The organism is Pseudomonas sp. YQ_6, assembly GCF_043103245.1.
GTDB lineage: Bacteria > Pseudomonadota > Gammaproteobacteria > Pseudomonadales > Pseudomonadaceae > Aquipseudomonas > Aquipseudomonas alloputida.
This window is the reverse complement of record NZ_JBICJR010000005.1, coordinates 61,660-79,542: the sequence shown is the minus strand read 5'-3', so window position 1 is coordinate 79,542 and position 17,883 is coordinate 61,660. Positions and strand designations below refer to the sequence as shown.

The 17,883-nt window shown below is 62.7% G+C and carries 13 protein-coding genes; 6 read left to right on the top strand and 7 right to left on the bottom strand.

Translation table 11 applies throughout. The features are described 5' to 3' along the window. Window positions 1–52: 52 nt before the first annotated feature. Both ACF8FG_RS01070 and ACF8FG_RS01065 read right to left on the bottom strand, forming a co-directional pair. Window positions 53–1,360, bottom strand: a complete 1,308-nt coding sequence (locus ACF8FG_RS01070) for an FAD-binding oxidoreductase (protein ID WP_014590058.1) — start codon at window positions 1,358–1,360, stop codon at window positions 53–55. A gap of 24 nt (window positions 1,361–1,384) precedes the next feature. Further along, on the bottom strand, window positions 1,385–2,749 hold the full coding sequence (locus ACF8FG_RS01065) for a glutamine synthetase family protein (RefSeq protein WP_003254618.1): 1,365 nt from the start codon (window positions 2,747–2,749) through the stop codon (window positions 1,385–1,387). 571 nt (window positions 2,750–3,320) lie between these two features. Here ACF8FG_RS01065 and hrpA point away from each other — a divergent pair. Together hrpA and ACF8FG_RS01055 are read left to right on the top strand one after the other, a co-directional pair. Beyond that, window positions 3,321–7,226 carry an ATP-dependent RNA helicase HrpA gene (gene hrpA, locus ACF8FG_RS01060; RefSeq protein ID WP_135198877.1) on the top strand — a complete coding sequence of 1,302 codons (3,906 nt, stop codon included), beginning with the start codon at window positions 3,321–3,323 and terminating at the stop codon, window positions 7,224–7,226. Between the two features lie 174 nt (window positions 7,227–7,400). Beyond that, window positions 7,401–8,522, top strand: a complete 1,122-nt coding sequence (locus tag ACF8FG_RS01055; RefSeq protein WP_019436964.1) for a beta-ketoacyl-ACP synthase III — start codon at window positions 7,401–7,403, stop codon at window positions 8,520–8,522. A 198-nt stretch (window positions 8,523–8,720) separates the two neighbouring features. Here ACF8FG_RS01055 and ACF8FG_RS01050 read toward each other — a convergent pair whose 3' ends face one another. Continuing rightward, entirely contained in the window at window positions 8,721–9,965 is a 1,245-nt protein-coding gene (locus ACF8FG_RS01050) for a putative porin (protein ID WP_003254615.1), read from the bottom strand. A 262-nt stretch (window positions 9,966–10,227) separates the two neighbouring features. On the opposite strand from ACF8FG_RS01050, the gene ACF8FG_RS01045 reads away from it, so the two are divergent. Further along, complete coding sequence (locus tag ACF8FG_RS01045) at window positions 10,228–11,355, top strand: GNAT family N-acetyltransferase (protein WP_019439126.1); 1,128 nt, start codon at window positions 10,228–10,230, stop codon at window positions 11,353–11,355. Window positions 11,356–11,460: 105 nt separating this feature from the next. Here ACF8FG_RS01045 and ACF8FG_RS01040 read toward each other — a convergent pair whose 3' ends face one another. The 4 genes from ACF8FG_RS01040 to ACF8FG_RS01025 form a co-directional block, all read right to left on the bottom strand. Further along, the gene (locus ACF8FG_RS01040; RefSeq protein ID WP_020191621.1) at window positions 11,461–13,293 is read right to left on the bottom strand and encodes an ABC transporter ATP-binding protein; all 1,833 of its coding nucleotides are present in this window, start codon (window positions 13,291–13,293) and stop codon (window positions 11,461–11,463) included. Window positions 13,294–13,355: 62 nt separating this feature from the next. Continuing rightward, window positions 13,356–13,913 carry a peptidylprolyl isomerase gene (locus ACF8FG_RS01035; RefSeq protein WP_318078912.1) on the bottom strand — a complete coding sequence of 186 codons (558 nt, stop codon included), beginning with the start codon at window positions 13,911–13,913 and terminating at the stop codon, window positions 13,356–13,358. Beyond that, entirely contained in the window at window positions 13,907–14,719 is an 813-nt protein-coding gene (locus ACF8FG_RS01030) for an alpha/beta fold hydrolase (protein ID WP_014590064.1), read from the bottom strand. Before ACF8FG_RS01030 ends, ACF8FG_RS01035 begins: the two co-directional genes overlap by 7 nt. A 13-nt stretch (window positions 14,720–14,732) precedes the next feature. Further along, window positions 14,733–15,656 carry a LysR family transcriptional regulator gene (locus ACF8FG_RS01025; RefSeq protein WP_003254610.1) on the bottom strand — a complete coding sequence of 308 codons (924 nt, stop codon included), beginning with the start codon at window positions 15,654–15,656 and terminating at the stop codon, window positions 14,733–14,735. Window positions 15,657–15,704: 48 nt separating this feature from the next. Between ACF8FG_RS01025 and ACF8FG_RS01020 the strand changes: the two genes are divergently transcribed. The 3 genes from ACF8FG_RS01020 (at window position 15,705) to ACF8FG_RS01010 (ending at window position 17,860) form a co-directional block, all read left to right on the top strand. Then, complete coding sequence (locus ACF8FG_RS01020; RefSeq protein WP_134697928.1) at window positions 15,705–16,019, top strand: 3-phosphoglycerate kinase; 315 nt, start codon at window positions 15,705–15,707, stop codon at window positions 16,017–16,019. Between the two features lie 110 nt (window positions 16,020–16,129). Continuing rightward, window positions 16,130–16,729 carry an FMN-dependent NADH-azoreductase gene (locus ACF8FG_RS01015; protein ID WP_014590065.1) on the top strand — a complete coding sequence of 200 codons (600 nt, stop codon included), beginning with the start codon at window positions 16,130–16,132 and terminating at the stop codon, window positions 16,727–16,729. Between the two features lie 255 nt (window positions 16,730–16,984). Continuing rightward, window positions 16,985–17,860, top strand: coding sequence for a carboxylate/amino acid/amine transporter (locus tag ACF8FG_RS01010; RefSeq protein ID WP_047604239.1), 876 nt, complete (start codon window positions 16,985–16,987; stop codon window positions 17,858–17,860). The last annotated feature ends 23 nt before the right edge of the window (window positions 17,861–17,883 follow it).

Sequence of the window (17,883 nt, the reverse complement as noted above, 5' to 3'; positions counted from 1 at the left end):
GTCAGCAGGGCCGGCCCTTTCGCGGGTAAACCCGCTCCTACATCCGCGCAACTCAGCGCAGCTTCTCGAGCATCTGGTAATACCACATCCCCGCCGCCAGCAGCGGGTTCCCCAGCAAGTCTCCCATCGGCACCCGCACATGCTTGCACTGGGCGAAGGTGTCGAACTTCTCCAGCGTCCCGGTCAACGCTTCGGCCATGATCTCGCCCATGATGTGGCTGGTGGCAATGCCGTGCCCCGAGTAACCCTGGCAGTACCACACGTTGTCCGACAGCTTGCCCAGCTGCGGGATGCGGTTGACCACGATGCCCATGGCGCAGCTCCACTGGAACTCGATCGGCACCCCCTTCAATGCCGGGAAGGTGCGTTCGATGCAGGGGCGCAATTCGCCTTCGATGTCGCGTGAATCCTTGCCTGAGTAGTTGGCGCCGCCGCCGAACAGCAGGCGCTTGTCGGCCGTCAGTCGGTAGTAGTCGAGGACGAAGCGGCAGTCGTACACCGCCAGGTCCTGCGGGTTGATCTGCTCGGCCAGCTCACCCAGCGGCGCGGTGGTGACGATACCGCCCATGGCCGGGAAGATCTTGCCCTTGAGCTGGCGCTTTTCGAGCTTGTGATACACATCGCCGGCCAACATCACCTGGCGTGCCTCGACCCGGCCGTGGGCGGTAACCACCGCCGGGCGCGGGCCATGGACGATGTCCAGCACTTCGGAATTTTCGAATATCAGTGCACCCAGGCCATGCGCGGCACGGGCTTCCCCCAGGCACAGGTTGAGTGGGTGCAGGTGCAGGTTGCGCAGGTTCTTCAACGCACCCAGATAAAGCGGGCTTTGCAGATGCTCGGCCACTGCAGCGCGATCGAGCAGTTGCACCTGCTCGCCCATGCCGCGGCGCTGTGCTTCGGCCTCGAACGCACGCAGTTCGTTCATGTGCGAAGGCTTCATGGCTGCATGCAGATGGCCACGCTTGAGGTCGCAATCGATGCCATAGCGCGCCACGCGCTGTTCGATCACCTGGTGCCCGCGCCAGCGCAAGTGCCAGATGAAATCGTCCACTTCGGCGCCCAAGTGGTTGCGCATCTGCGAGCGCATGGCCTCGTCGCCCGACAGGCTGCCGGTGACCTGGCCGCCGTTGCGACCGCTGGCGCCCCAGCCGATACGGTTGGTTTCGACGATGGCGACCTTCAGGCCGCGCTCGGCCAGTTCAACCGCCGTGGCCACGCCCGTAAAGCCACCGCCGATGATCGCCACATCCACCTGCACCGTGCCTTTGAGTTGCGGGTACTCGCTGTGGTCGTTGAGGGTGGCGCTGTAATAGGACGGCGCGCGCTTTGCCGGGCCGTTGTTCAATGCTGCGTTCATGGGTGTTCCTTGTTTTGTAGGGGCTCAGGCCTGGTGCAGGTACCAGCGCCAGTCCTGTTCGCTGACTTCAGCCATGAACTGGCGGTACTCGGCGCGCTTGACCTTCAGGTACACGCCAAGGAAGTCTTCGCCCAATGCTTCACGGGCCCATTCGGAATGTTGCAGGGCGTCGAGGGTGGTCAGCCAGTCGGTGGGCAGGTGTTCGGTGGCCTGAGCGTAACCGTTGCCTTCAACGGGGGCACCTGGGTCAAGCTGTTCGCGGATGCCGCGGTGGCTGGCAGCAAGGATCGCCGCTGCAGCCAGGTAAGGGTTGGCATCTGCGCCACAGATGCGGTGCTCCACATGGCGACTGTTGGCAGGGCCTCCTGGCACACGCAGGCTCACGGTGCGGTTGTCCACGCCCCAGGTTGGCGCCAGGGGCGCATAGCTGTTGGCCTGGAAACGTCGGTACGAGTTGGCGTTGGGGCAGAACAGCAACAGCGAGTCGCGCAGGTGCCGCAGCATGCCGGCCACGGCCTGGCGCAGCAGCGGGGTACCGGCCTTGTCTTCGCTGGCGAACAGGTTGTTGCCGGCGCTGTCGGCCAGGCTCAGGTGCATGTGCATGCCGGTGCCGGCCAGTTGGGCAAATGGCTTGGCCATGAAGCAGGCCTGCATGCCGTGGGCATGGGCCACACCTTTTACCAGGCGCTTGTAGCGCACCGCCTGGTCCATCGCCTGCAGCGCATCGCCATGCTCCAGGGTGATTTCCACCTGGCCCGGGGCGTACTCGGAAATGGCCGTGCGCGCCGGGATGCCCTGGGCCTTGCAGGCAGCGTACAGGTCGGCGAGGAACGGTTCGATCTGCTCCAGTTCGCGCAGGCCATAGACCTGGGTGCTGCGTGGGCGACCGCCATCGTTGTCCAGTGCCGGTTGCGGGCGGCCCTGGGCATCACGCTGCTGGTCAAGCAGGTAGAACTCCAGCTCGCAGGCCATCACCGGGTGGTAACCATCGGCCTTCAACGCTTCGATGGTGCGCAGCAGCACATGGCGTGGGTCAGCGATGCTGGCCGGCAGCCCCTCGCTGGGGTGCATGCTCACCTGCACTGCAGCGGTTGGCACCCGTCGCCAGGGCAGCCGCACCAGGCTGCCGTCAAGCGGGTAGGCACGGCAGTCGATATCGCCTACGTCCCACACCAGGCCGGAGTTTTCCACGTCGTCGCCATTGAGGGTCAGGCCAAGGATGGTGCTGGGCAGTGGCCGGCCTGTCTGGTACACGGCCAGCAGTTCCTCGCGGTGCAACAGCTTGCCGCGTGGCACACCGTTGGCGTCGAGGATGAACAGTTCGAACAGCTCGATATCGGGGTTGTCGGCCAGAAAACGGGTAGCCTGCTCTACAGGGGCAAAGTGCATGATCAATTCGCTCATAGGCGCGCAGGGCCACCGCGCAAGCAGGCGGCCCAGTTGAGTCAAACGGCCAGACGGTGGCCGGGTTTGGTCACAATGGCGTGAGCGAGGTGTCCGGTGGGCGCGCGTGACGGCAGTGCCACAAGGCCCAGAAGGCGAGGATGATGTGGACCAGCGGATTTTCCCCGGCACGGCTCCGGGCCTTCGGCAGCGAAGGGCGGGACGACGGTGGGGCGATGGGCTGGGCGGGAGTCATGCCTTTGATACTCACATGCGGCGTAAGGTTGATTAAAGCAGTGAATGGCAACCTTTACATCGCACTTGGCTAAACATTCGTGTTGAAAGCATCACGGTCAATGTGGAGTGGCCTTGCGTCGCGAAAGGGCCGCGTAGCGGACCCCGGCCATCAGCGACCACTCAGAAATTGCTGGGGCCGCTTTGCGGCCCTATCGCGACACAAGGCCGCTCCCACAGTGAGCGTGCAAGCAGCAGAGAATCCGCAAATCTGCGACAATCGCCCGACTTTCCGAATGCCGATCATGAAAAAGCAGGCTCACCTGCATCATTAAAAAGCCCCATGACTGACCACGCCATCGACAAACTGCTGCAAAACCTCGACCACGCCATGATTGCCGACCGCCATCGCCTGCGCCGGCAACTGCACGAACTGCGCAAGCGCCCCGACGAGGCGAAGCTGGCGCAGTGGGTGGAGAAGGTCCAGGCCTCCTGCGCCCAGGTCACCGCGCGTCAGCAGAGCGTGCCGACCGTACGCTACGACGACAACCTGCCCATCGCCGCCAAGCGTGACGAAATCAAGAAGGCCCTGGCCGAAAACCAGGTGTTGGTGATCGCCGGCGAGACCGGCTCTGGCAAGACGACCCAGTTGCCGAAAATCTGCCTGGAACTTGGCCGTGGCAGCCATGGGTTGATCGCCCATACCCAGCCACGCAGGATCGCAGCGCGTAGCGTGGCCGCGCGAGTCGCCGAAGAGCTGGGCACGCCCTTGGGCGCGCTGGTCGGCTATCAGGTGCGTTTCGAAGACCAGAGCGATTCCAATACCTTGGTCAAGCTGATGACCGACGGCATCCTCCTGGCCGAAACCCAGCACGACCGCTTCCTTGAACGCTACGACACGATCATCGTCGACGAAGCGCACGAGCGCAGCCTGAACATCGACTTTCTGCTCGGCTACCTGAAAACGTTGCTGCATCGTCGACCGGACCTGAAGCTGATCATCACCTCGGCCACCATCGACCTGGAGCGCTTCTCCAGGCACTTCGACGGTGCGCCGATCATCGAGGTGTCCGGGCGCACCTTCCCGGTGGACACCTGGTACCGCCCGCTGACCAGCGAACAGGACGAAGAGGGCAACCAGATCGAGGACGACCTCACCGTCGATCAGGCCATCCTTGCCACCCTCGACGAGCTGGCGCAGCACGAGCGTAGCGAGGGCAAGGGGCCGGGCGATGTGCTGATCTTCCTGCCGGGCGAGCGGGAAATCCGTGATGCCGCCGAGATCCTGCGCAAGGCGCAACTGCGCCATACCGAGATTTTGCCGCTGTACGCGCGCCTGTCGCCGGCTGAGCAGCAGCGTATCTTCCAACCGCACACCGGGCGCCGCGTGGTGCTGGCCACCAACGTCGCCGAAACCTCGCTGACCGTGCCTGGCATCCGCTATGTGATTGACACCGGGACCGCGCGCATCAGCCGCTACAGCTACCGCGCCAAGGTCCAGCGCCTGCCGATCGAGGCGGTGTCACAGGCCAGTGCCAACCAGCGTAAAGGCCGTTGCGGCCGGGTCGAACCGGGCATTTGCGTGCGTCTCTACAGCGAAGAGGACTTCAACAGCCGGCCAGCGTTTACCGACCCGGAGATTCTGCGCACCAACCTGGCGGCGGTGATCCTGCAGATGTTGCACCTGCGCCTGGGCGCAATCGATGCCTTCCCGTTCATCGAGCCGCCGGATGGCAAAGCCATCAGCGACGGCTTCAACCTGTTGCAGGAGCTTTCGGCGGTTAACCGCGAGAACCAGCTGACGCCAATTGGCCGCCAGCTGGCGCGCTTGCCGATCGACCCGCGGCTGGGCCGCATGCTGCTTGAAGGCGCGCGCCTGGGCAGCCTGCAGGAAGTGCTGATCGTCACCAGTGCGCTGTCGGTGCAGGACCCGCGTGAACGCCCTCCAGAACGCCAGCAGGCCGCCGATCAGGCGCACGCACAGTGGAAGGACGTGGACTCGGACTTCGCTGCGTTGGTCAACCTGTGGCGCGGCTTCGAGGAACAACGTCAGGCGCTGACTGCCAACCCGCTGCGCAACTGGTGCCGCAAGCAGTTCCTGAACTACTTGCGGCTGCGCGAGTGGCGCGATGCTCATCGTCAGTTGGCGCTGATTTGCCGTGACCTGCAGCTGACGGTGAACAAGGAACCGACCGATTACCAGAAGATGCACAAGGCAATCCTCAGCGGGCTGCTCAGCCAGATTGGCCAGAAGACCGAAGAGGGCGACTACCAGGGCGCCCGCCAGCGGCGTTTCTGGGTGCATCCATCGTCGGGCCTGGGGCGCAAGCGCCCGCAGTGGGTCATGGCTGCCGAGCTGGTCGAAACCAGCAAGCTGTATGCGCGCATGGTGGCCAAGATCGAGCCGGACTGGATCGAGCCGCTGGCCGGCCACCTGATCAAGAAAAACCATTTCGAGCCGCACTGGGAGAAGAAGCGCGGGCAGGTGGTGGCCTACGAGCAGATCACGCTCTACGGGCTGATCCTGGTCGGCCGTCGGCCGGTGCACTACGGCCCGATCGACCCGGCAACCTCGCGCGAGCTGTTTATCCGTGAAGGCCTGGTGGGTGGCGAAATCCAGTCGCGGGCCAAGTGCCTGGCGGCCAACAAACGCCTGCTTGAAGAGCTGGACGAGCTGGAAGCCAAGGCTCGCCGGCGTGACATTCTGGCTGACGAAGAAACGCTGTACGCTTTCTACGAAGCGCGCCTGCCGGCGGAAATCCACCAGACGGCGACCTTCGACAGTTGGTACCGCATGGGCAGCCAGAAGGACGCCAACCTGCTGATCATGCGCGAGGAGGACGTGCTGGCCCGCGAGGCCAGCGAAGTGACCGCCGCACAGTACCCCGACAGTATGCAGGTGGGCGATTTGCGCCTGCCGCTGAGCTACCACTTCGAGCCCGGCCACCCCCGCGATGGTGTGACGGTGCGGGTGCCGGCGCCGCTGTTGCCGAGCCTGCCGGGCGAGCGCCTGGAGTGGCTGGTGCCGGGCCTGCTGGAGGCCAAGTGCGTGGCGCTGGTGCGCAACCTGCCCAAGGCCCTGCGCAAGAACTTTGTCCCGGTGCCAGACTTCGTCAAGGCTTCGCTGGCGCGCATGACCTTCGGCCAAGGGGCGCTGCCACAGGCCCTGGGCCAGGAACTGCTGCGCATGACCGGTGCACGTGTGTCGGACGAGGCCTGGGACGAGTCGGTCAACCAGGTCGAGGGCCACCTGCGCATGAACATCGAAGTGGTCGATGGCCAGGGCAAGTTCCTTGGCGAAGGCCGCGACCTGGCGGAGCTGACCGCGCGCTTTGCTGCCGCCAGCCAGGCTGCCCTGGCCGTGCCACGTGACGCCAAGGGTGAGCAGCCGGTGCAGGCCAAGGCCTTCAGCGAAGTGAAGCAGACCGCCCAGCAGAAGATCGCCGGCCTGTCGATGACCGTGTACCCGGCACTGGTGGAAGACAACGGCACTGTGCGTGAAGGGCGCTTCTCGACCCAGGCCGAAGCCGAGTTTCAGCACCGCCGCGCCTTGCAACGGCTGTTGCTGCAGCAACTGGCCGAGCCGGCCAAGTTCCTGCGCGGCAAGCTGCCGGGGCTGACCGAGCTGGGCCTGCTGTACCGTGAAATGGGGCGGGTCGAGGCGCTGGTCGAAGACATTCTGCTGGCCAGCCTGGACAGTTGCATCCTTGAAGGCGAACAACCGTTGCCACGTGATGGCGCGGCCTTGGCCGCGCTGGCTGAACGCAAGCGCGGCAGCTGGGCCGAGCATGCCGAGCGCCTGGCAAGGCAGACCCTGGAAGTGCTGAAGCTGTGGCATGGTCTGCAGAAACGCTTCAAGGGCAAGATCGACCTGAGCCAAGCGGTGGCACTGAACGACATCAAGCAGCAGCTAGGCAACCTGGTGTACCCGGGCTTCGTACGCGAAACGCCTGGGGTGTGGTTCAAGGAGTTGCCGCGTTACCTCAAGGCGGTTGAGTTGCGCCTCGAGAAACTCGGCTCGCAAGTACAGAAGGACCGGGTGTGGAGCGGCGAGCTGGCCAATTTGTGGGCGCAGTACAAGGCCCGTGCCGACAAGCATGCCCAGGAAGGCAAGCGCGATGAGCAACTGACTGTGTACCGCTGGTGGCTGGAAGAATATCGCGTATCGCTGTTTGCCCAGCAGTTGGGGACCAAGGTGCCGATTTCTGACAAGCGATTGAGCAAACAATGGAGTCAGGTGGAAGGCTAACCTCCATTATTTGTGGCAAACTTTGGGGCGTTTGGGGCCGCTTTGCGGCCCTTGGCGGATAAGCCCGCCGCGCAGGGGTAAACGTATGCCCCTGAATTGGCACTAAAGTGCCATTAACCTGTCATGTTTCCAGCCAGCGCCCTGTGGCGATGGCCTTTGACCAGAGGAACGACCGTGCATAACGTCGTGATCAGCGGCACCGGCCTGTACACCCCGGCCCAGAGCATTTCCAACGAAGAGCTGGTGGCTTCCTTCAACGCCTGGTCGCAGCAGTTCAACCAGGACAACGCTGCCGCCATCGAGCGCGGTGAAGTCGAGGCGGCGCCGCTCTCCGACGCGGCGTTTATCGAAAAGGCCTCGGGCATCAAGAGCCGCTTTGTCATGGACAAGGCCGGTATCCTCGACCCGCAGCGCATGAAGCCGCGCTTGCCTGAGCGCAGCAACGATGAACCGTCGGTGCTGTGTGAAATGGCCGTGGCCGCTGCCCGCCAGGCCCTGGAGCGCGCAGGCCGAACGGCGGCCGATGTCGACGGGGTGATCGTCGCCTGCTCCAACTTGCAGCGCCCGTACCCGGCCATCGCCATCGAAGTGCAACAGGCACTGGGTGTCCAGGGCTTTGCCTTCGACATGAACGTGGCCTGCTCGTCGGCCACCTTCGGTATCCAGACCGCCGCCAACAGCGTAGCGCTGGGCCAGGCGCGGGCGGTGCTGATGGTCAACCCCGAAGTGTGCACCGGCCACCTCAACTTCCGTGACCGTGACAGCCATTTCATTTTTGGCGATGCCGCCACCGCCGTGTTGCTGGAGCGTGCCGACCAGGCCACTTCGGCGCACCAGTTCGACATCGTCAGCAGCAAGCTTTGGACCGAGTTCTCCAACAACATCCGCAACAACTTCGGCTTCCTCAACCGTGCGGCGGAAGAGGGCGAAGGCGCTGCGGACAAGCTGTTCATCCAGGAAGGCCGCAAGGTGTTCCGCGAGGTGTGCCCGAAGGTGGCCGAGCTGATCGGTGAGCACCTGCAGGAGAACGGGTTGCAACCGGGCGACGTGAAGCGCTTCTGGCTGCACCAGGCCAACCTCAGCATGAACCAGCTGATCGTCAAGAAACTGTTGGGGCATGAAGTGGCCGAGGAAGAGGCACCGGTTATTCTGGACCGTTACGCCAATACCAGCTCGGCGGGGTCGGTGATTGCCTTCCACCTGTACCAGGATGACCTGGCCAAGGGCTCGTTGGGCGTGTTGAGCTCGTTTGGTGCGGGGTATTCGATTGGTAGTGTGATTCTGCGCAAGCGCTGATTCATCAGGCGCCTGTTACGGCCTCTTCGCGGGCTTGCCCGCTCCCACAGGTACAGCACAGTTCTCAAGGTCTGTGGTGATTCTGTGGGAGCGGGCAAGCCCGCGAAGGGGCCGGCGCATTTCACACAGGCAAAAAAGCGGGAAACGCCGGATGGGGTCGGCGTTTCCCGCTTCAGGTGAAGCAGAGCAGGGTGTCGCTTAGAACTTGGCTTCCAGATCTACCTGCAGGGTGTCGACGTCAGCATTGCTGTTCGGCAACTGCGACAGGTCGGTCTTGGCCATCAGGTAGGCAGCACCCAGGGAGAAGTTCTTGTCGATTTCGTAACCGACCTTGAACTTGTGACCACGCGAACCGGTGTAGCCGTTGCCGAAGTCCGAATCGGTGAACAGGCTGACCACCGCGTTACGCTGCACATCGCGGTAGTTGTAGTCCAGGCTCCAGGCACCCATTTTGGTTTTCAGGCCAGCCAGCCAGGCCTGATCTTCGCCGTCGGTGCTGTCGGTGTTCTTAACGTACTGGCCATAGGCCGACAACGGAATGGCCAAGCCAGTGAAGTCGATCTGGCCAAAGCCTTCCACCAGATTGAACTCGTTGGTGGTGTTGCCGAACGACTGCAGGATGGCTGCTTCCTTGTCGTTGTCGTAACCATAGATGCTGGCACCCACGGTGAGCTTGAGCACGTCGGCCGGCGCGAACTTGGCACCCAATTGGCCGTGGTAGACCTGTGCATCGTGCTTGTACTGGACGCCGTCACCATCGACGTTGTCCTTCAAGGTGTACTGACCGGCGCTGGCAAACACTTCGGCCCCGCCCAGGTCAGCCTTGTAAGTGGCCGCCACACCTTCCGGGTTGATGTCGCTATCCCAGATGATGTCGCCCATGCTCACCCAAGGCTGTTGCATCTTGCCGCCAATCAGGTGCAGGTTTGGGACTGCAGTCGGGTGCCAGTCGAGGTAGGCCAGGTCGACCCACAGCGACTTCTTGTCGAAGTAGTTGTCGAAGCTCTGGTTGGTCGAACGTCGGTCAGCGCTGCTGCCAGTGGCGATACGGACCCCAGCGTCGACCTGCGGGTTGATCTCGCTGTAGAAACCGACACGGGCACGTACTCGCTGGCGGTCCTGGTTGCCGCTGCTGCTGTTCGGATCGTCGACGTTGACGTCTTCGTAACGCAGGCGCACGTCACCCTTGATCTGGGTCTTGGCGGCCCATGCCACTTTTTGTTCAAAGGAGCTCATGCGTTCGGACTGAGCTTTCTGGTCGGCCTTTTCCTTGGTTTCTTTTGCCAGGTCGCCCTGCAGTTCGTTGTACTGCGCCTGATTGATCGAGCCATTGGCGCGGAGCATTTCGAGCAGCTTGGCGTCGACAGCAGCACTGGCCGGGGCACTCAGGGCCAGCATCATGCCGGTGAGGCTTACTCCGGTAAGTGTGGAAACAAGACGCATAAGGTTCTCCCTACTGAAAAAAATGGGGGAGGCTCAAGCGCCTGCCCCTGCGTTGGCATGTCTTCGGAAAGGGCCTGAATAGACAGGTTCTAGGGTTCCGGAAAACAGGCGCAAGTATTGCGGGGGCCAATGACAGATTAATGTCTGATTAGTGGCACTGTTGTTAAGTAATTGAGTATTGAAGGACCCACCCGGCGTTCGTCATTTGAGCGACGGGCCTTCCTTGGGGATACTGACGGTCTTCAGACAGCGAGCCGAAAACGTGACCAGCCTGTACAGCCTTGCCCACCTGCGTGATCTTTCGACGGCCACCTGGGATGCCCTTGTGCCAGCCGGCCAACCCTTCCTGCGCCATGCTTTTCTCAGTGCAATGGAGGACAGCGGCAGCGTGGCGCGCAACACTGGCTGGGCCGCCGAGCACCTGGTGCTGGAGCGTGACGGACAGGTACGAGCGCTGTTGCCCGCGTACCGCAAGTGGCACTCGTTTGGCGAGTATGTGTTCGATCATGGTTGGGCCGATGCTTGTGAGCGGGCTGGTATCGCCTACTACCCAAAACTGCTTGGCGCTGTGCCGTTCAGTCCGGTCAGCGGCCCACGGCTGCTGGCGGCCGATCCGGCTGACGGTTTGTTGATGCTGCAGGCCCTGCCGGAGTATCTGGGCAAGGGTGGGCTTTCCGGAGCGCACATCAACTTCACCGACCCGGCGCTGGACGCCCAGTTGGCGGGTCTGCCTGGGTGGATGGAGCGCCTGGGCTGCCAGTTTCACTGGCAAAACCGGGGGTATCGCGACTTCCAGGACTTTCTCGACAGCCTCAGCTCGCGCAAGCGCAAGCAGATGCGCAAGGAGCGCGAGCAGGTGGCGGGGCAGGGTATCGACTTCCGCTGGTACCGCGGTGATGAACTGGACGAGGCACAGTGGGATTTCGTCTTTCTGTGCTATGCCAACACCTATGCGGTGCGCCGTCGTGCCCCTTACCTGACGCGCGATTTTTTCAGTCTGCTGGCCGAGCGCATGCCCGAGGCGGTGCGCGTGGTAATGGCTCGCCAGGGTGGTCGAGATGTGGCCATGGCCTTGAGCCTGGTGGGGGGCGACAGCCTGTTTGGCCGCTACTGGGGCTGCCTGGATGAGTTCGACCGGCTGCATTTCGAGACGTGTTTCTACCAGGGCATGGACTTTGCCATTGCCGAGGGTTACCAGCGTTTCGATGCCGGGGCACAGGGCGAGCACAAATTGATACGCGGGTTCGAGCCGGTGTTGACGCGGTCGTGGCATTACCTGCTGCACCCGGGGTTGCGGCGGGCGGTGGAGGATTTTCTGCTGCAGGAACGGGAAGGGGTCAAGGGGTATGCCGAGGAGGCGCGGGGGATGTTGCCCTACCGCCGGGACTGAGAGATCTGTGTTGCCTGTGCTGGCCTTTTCGCGGGTAAACCCGCTCCTACACAGGTTCGCTATCGTTGTAGGAGCGGGTTTACCCGCGAAAAGGCCGCGCAGGTGTCAATCGACCCCGACAAAACCTCCGGTCTGGTGGTGCCACAACCGGGCATACAGCCCTTGCTGCTCCAGCAACTCACTGTGGCTGCCACTTTCGACAATTCGTCCCTTGTCCAGCACCACCAGCCGGTCCATACGGGCAATGGTGGAAAGCCGGTGGGCAATGGCGATTACCGTCTTGCCCTGCATCAGCGTCTCCAGGCTTTCCTGGATCGCCGCTTCCACTTCCGAATCCAGCGCCGAGGTGGCCTCGTCCATGATCAGGATTGGCGCGTTCTTCAGCAGCACCCGTGCAATGGCGATACGCTGACGCTGGCCACCCGACAGCTTGACCCCGCGTTCGCCCACATGGGCATCGAAACCGGTGCGGCCCTGGGCATCCGAAAGCTGAGGGATGAACTCGTCAGCCCGCGCGCGGCGCACAGCTTCGTGCAGTTCTGCATCGCTGGCACCGGGGCGGCCGTACAGCAGGTTTTCGCGAATCGAACGGTGCAGCAGCGACGTATCCTGGGTGATCATGCCGATCTGTGCACGCAGGCTGGCCTGGCTCACCTTGGCAATGTCCTGGCCGTCGATGAGGATGCGCCCACCCTGCACGTCGTACAGGCGCAACAGCAGGTTGACCAGGGTCGACTTGCCTGCCCCGGACGGGCCAATCAAACCGATTTTCTCGCCCGGGCGGATGTCCAGGTTGAGCCCTTCTATGACATTGGTGGCCTTGCCGTAATGGAAGTCGACGTCATCGAAACGCACCGCGCCGCGGCTGACCTTCAGGGCCGGCGCATTGGGCAGGTCGGTGACGGTGACCGGCTGGGCGATGGTCTGCAGGCCGTCCTGCACCATGCCGATGTTCTCGAAGATGCCGTTGACCACCCACATGATCCAGCCCGACATGTTGACGATGCGGATCACCAGGCCAGTGGCCAGGGCGATGGCACCCACGGTGATCAGCGATTGGCTCCACAGCCACAGGGCAAGGCCGGTGGTGGCGACCACCAGCAGGCCATTGAGGGTGGTGATGACCACGTCCATGCTGGTGATCACCCGGGAGGCCAGCTGGGTTTTCTCGGTCTGCTCGCGGATTGCCTCACGCGCGTACTGCTGTTCGTAGTCGGTGTGGGCAAACAGCTTCAGCGTTGCGATGTTGGTGTAGCCGTCGACGATACGCCCCATCAGCTTGGAACGTGCGTCCGAAGACACTACCGAGCGCTCCTTGACCCGTGGCACGAAGTAGAACAGTGCGGCAATGTAGCTGACGATCCACGCCAGCAGCGGCAGCATCAGGCGCCAGTCGGCCTCGGCGAACAGCACCAGCGAGGTGATGGCGTAGATCAGCACATGCCATAACGCGTCCACCGCCTGCACGGCGGAATCGCGCAGCGAGTTGCCGGTCTGCATGATGCGCTGGGCAATACGCCCGGCGAAGTCGCTCTGAAAGAAGTTCAGGCTCTGTTTGAGCACATAGGTATGGTTTTGCCAGCGGATCAGGCTGGTCATGCCGGGGTTGATGGTCTGGTGCACCAGCAGGTCGTGCAGGCCGAAGAACAATGGCCGCAGCAGCAGAATTACAACCAGCATCCAGATCAGCTCGCCGCTGTGCTGGCTGAAGAAATTGGCATTGGGCGTACCCTGGGCCAGGTCGATGATCCGGCTGAGGTAGCTGAACATCGCCACCTCGATCAGCGAGGCGACCAGGCCGACCACCAGCAGGGCCACGAAGCTGGGCCACACCTGGCGCAGGTAATACAGGTAGAACGGCCACACCGTACTCGGGGGGGCTTCGCTCGGTGCCTCGCGGAAAATATCGATCAGTCTTTCGAAACGGCGGTACAGCATGGGCGACAACACTCCTGTTCGTCCGACCCTCAGGCGGTTTCACATCCCTGTGAAGCCTGCGGTCAATCGATACGTTTGGCGGACTTGATATAGACCGGATCGGCCGGTACGTCGCGCATGCCTTTTTTGATGGTGGTCGGCGAGTTGACGATCTGATCGACCACGTCCATGCCTTTTGTCACTTTGCCGAACACGGCATAACCGGCGTCGCGACCTGGGTTGAGGAAGTCGTTGTCGGCAACGTTGATGAAGAACTGGCTGGTGGCCGAGTTCGGGTTGGACGTGCGTGCCATCGACAGGGTGCCGCGGGTGTTCTGCAGGCCGTTGCTGGCCTCGTTCTTGATCGGGGCCTGGGTATCTTTTTGCACCATCTGGTCAGTGAACCCACCGCCCTGGACCATGAAGCCCGGGATCACTCGGTGGAAAATGGTGTTGTTGTAGAAGCCGCTGTCGACGTATTGCAGGAAATTCTTGGTGCTGACAGGCGCCTTCTCGGCGTTCAGTTCGATTTCGACTTGGCCGAAGCTGGTGTCCAGCAGAACGTGCGGGGTCTTGTCGGACGCCATGACACTGGTGGCAAAGGCGACCGAGCAGGCGGTGAGCAGGAGTTTTTTCAGCATGGGCTCAAAGATCCTTGAGAGGTGGAAGCGGCTGCGAGGAACTGCAGCAGGGTCTGGTTGAAGACCTCGGGTTGATCGAGGGGGGTAGCGTGCCGGGAATCGTCGACGACAACCAGCCTGGCGTTGGGTATGAGGGCGACATAGCGCTGTTTCAGTTGTATCGGCGTGTAATCGTGGTCGGCGGCGATCACCAGGGTAGGACAGTGAATCTGCCCGATGCGTTCCTGCACGCCCCAGTCGACGATGGCGTCGAAGCTCTTGAGATAGGCGCGTTTGTCGTTGCGCGCCCAGCGCTGGGCCATCTTCTGCCGCAGGTCTGCTTGTTGTGGTTTGGGGAACAGCCGCTCGGCCAGCCCCTTGCCGACGGTTTCGACACTGAGCACGCGCGCCAGGCTCCAGCGTTTGAACCACCATAGCCAGTCACTGCGGGTGCGACGCTTGACCTCGGGGGCGCTGTTGACGATGCACAGGCTGCGCAACCATTGTGGGTGGTCGACGGCAAACTGGAAGCCGACCATGCCGCCCATGGACAGGCCGACGAAATGCACCGGGCCTGTGTGCAAGTGTTCGAGCAGGGCCAGCAGGTCGGCACTGAAGGTGGCGATCTGGTAACCGTCAGCGGGTTTGTCGGAGCGACCGTGGCCGCGGATGTCCATGAGTATCACCCGGTAGTGGCCGCTGAGCACCGGCACCTGCAACTCCCAGTCCTGGCAACTGGAGCCCAGGCCGTGCAGCAGCACCAAGGGTTCGCCCTGGCCATATTCCTCGTAATGCAGCGTGCATCCTTCATGTTCGAAATAGGCCATGGGCGCGGTCCTCTCAGGCTTGTGGGGGGGCTGCGAAGGGCACGTCCAGTGGCGCGGTGTCGAAATTGCGCAGCAGGTCGATGAGAATCTGCGTGGCCGGGCCCAGGGTCTTCTCTTTGCTCGAATAAAGGTAGAACAGTGGGTGGCGGCTGCCACCCTGATCCAGCGGCAATGGCTTGAGCACGCCCTCGCGCAGCTCGCGCTCGATCATGTGACGGGGCAGCCAGGCAAAACCCAGGCCGCTGCTGACGAAAGTGGCGGCGGTGCCCAGGCTGCCGACGGTCCAGCGCTGCTCGGCGCCCAGCCAGCCCACGTCGCGCGGTTGGGCGCGCCCGGAGTCACGAATCACAACCTGCAGCTGGCTTTCCAGGTCCTGGAAGGTCAGTTCGCGTCCCAGGCGGTGCAGGCTGTGTTCGGGGTGGGCGACGGCGATGAACTCCACTGCGCTCAACTCGGCGCCCAGGTAGCCGCCGATGCTGTAGCTGCTGATGGCCAGGTCGGCGATGCCTTCGTGCATCACTTCCTCCACGCCAGACAGCACTTCTTCACGCAGGCGCACCCGACAGCCGCGGCTTTGTGGCATGAACGCAGCCAGTGCGCGTACCAGACGGGCGCTGGGGTAGGCGGCATCGACCACCAGGCGCACCTCGGCTTCCCAGCCCTGTTCCATGTGGTGGGCCAGGTCTTCGAGCTGGCTGGCCTGCTTGACCAGGTGGCGCGAGCGGCGCAGCAGCACATTGCCGGCCTCGGTCAGCACCGCCTTGCGGCCATCGATGCGCAACAGCGGGACGCCCAGCTGCTCCTGCATGCGGGCCACGGTGTAGCTGACCGATGACTGCGAGCGGTGCAAGGCCTCGGCGGCCTGGGCAAACCCGCCGTGATCGACCACTGCTTGCAGGGTTCGCCACTGGTCAAGGGTTACGCGCGGCGCTTTCATCTTTCGCTCCTGTTGTCCTAAGCTGCGCTCTTTCAAGGAGAGCGGCCCATGAAGAAATGTTGTGCGGCAATACTGATGTGCCTGCCCCTCGGGGCCATGGCTTATCCCATCGAGGTGGAGAAGGAGCTGACCGGGGTCAAGCTCGACTACACCGCCTATGACACGGCCTATGACATTGGCGCCATCACCCTCAACAACTATGGGCAGGTCCCGGCGGCGTGCAAGGTGACCTTCCGCAATGGCCCAGAGGCACCACGGGTGCGCCGGGTGAACGTACCGGCGGGTAAAAGCGTCGATGTCACCGCGAAATTCAATCGGCAAATCATCAAACTGCGGATCGCCTTGAACTGCAGTGCAGAATAAACTGATTAATCGATAGATTGGACCCACTTTTTACGCTTTTTTATCGATAGGTCAAGCCTTAATCTCACCTCCATCGAATCGCACCCTTTTTTGCCGATGGAGGCACCCCCATGTCCCGCGTACTGATCATCGAAAGCAGCGCCCGCCAGCAGGATTCCGTTTCCCGTCAGCTGACCAAGGACTTCATTCAGCAATGGCAGGCCGCTCACCCGGCCGATCAGATCACTGTGCGCGACCTGGCAGTAAGCCCGGTTCCCCACCTGGACGCGAACCTGCTGGGTGGCTGGATGAAGCCCGAAGAACAGCGCAGCGCCGCCGAGCTGGAAGCCTTGGCCCGTTCCAACGAACTGACGAATGAGTTGTTGGCTGCCGACGTACTGGTGATGGCTGCGCCCATGTACAACTTCACCATCCCCAGCACCCTGAAAGCCTGGCTGGACCATGTGCTGCGTGCCGGCATCACCTTCAAATACACCCCGACCGGCCCGCAAGGCCTGCTGACCGGCAAGCGCGCCATCGTCCTGACTGCGCGCGGCGGCATCCATGCGGGTGCCAGCAGTGACCATCAGGAACCGTACCTGCGCCAGGTGATGGCTTTCATCGGCATCCACGATGTCGACTTCATCCATGCCGAAGGCCTGAACATGAGCGGCGAGTTCCACGAGAAGGGCGTCAACCAGGCCAAGGCCAAGTTGGCAGCGGTGGCCTGAGGCTTCACGAATTCCCAACCCTGACACCTGTTTTTGCTCCTTTGGGTGTACCTGCCCGGCTTGTATGGCCGGGCTTTTTTATGCCTGGGGTTTTTTGGTGGTCAGTGCCGGCCTATTCGCTCGCCGGAAGATATGCAGGTCCCTGTGGGAGCGGGCGTGCCCGCGAAGAGGCCGGTACAGCCCCTACATTCCTCATGGTTGAACTCATTCGCCGCAACCCGCTAAGGTCGCCGCCTTGATTCACGAGAGGCAACCATGGGCTACCTGATAATCGTCGCGCTGATCCAGGCGTTTTCCTTCAGCCTGATCGGCGAGTACCTGGCCGGGCACGTCGACAGCTATTTCGCAGTGCTCGCCAGGGTGCTGCTGGCCGGCCTGGTCTTCCTGCCGTTGACCCGCTGGCGTCACGTCGAGCCGCGCTTCATGCGCTGGATGCTGCTGATCGGCGCGTTGCAGTACGGCATTACCTACGTCTGCCTGTACCTGAGTTTCCGCGTGCTCACGGTGCCAGAGGTGCTGCTGTTTACCATCCTCACGCCGCTGCACGTGACGCTGATCGAAGACGCCCTGAACCGTCGCTTCAACCCGTGGGCGCTGCTGGCCGCGCTGGTTGCGGTAGCGGGCGCCGCCGTGATCCGCTTCGACAGCATCAGCGGCGAGTTCTTCATCGGCTTCCTGCTGCTGCAATTGGCCAACTTCACCTACGCTGCCGGCCAGGTGCTGTACCGTCACCTGGTCGCTCGCCATCCCAGCGACCTGCCACACTACGCGCGCTTTGGGTACTTTTACCTCGGCGCGTTGCTGGTGGTGCTGCCGGCTTTCTTGCTGTTCGGCAACACTCAGCACCTGCCGAGCACTGATGTGCAATGGCTGGTGCTGTTGTTCCTGGGGCTGTGTCCGACGGCGCTGGGGCTGTACTGGTGGAACAAAGGTGCATGCCTGGTTTCTGGCGGTACGCTGGCGGTGATGAACAACCTGCATGTGCCGGTAGGGCTGTTGCTGAACCTGTTGATCTGGAACCAGCACGAGCCGCTAGGGCGGCTGTTCATCGGCGGGGGGATCATCCTGGCGTCGGTGTGGCTGAGCCGCCTGGGTGGGCGCGCACAGGCGCCGCTGGCCGGCAAGGCCTGACGCGCCCTTTGATCCGGGGCTGC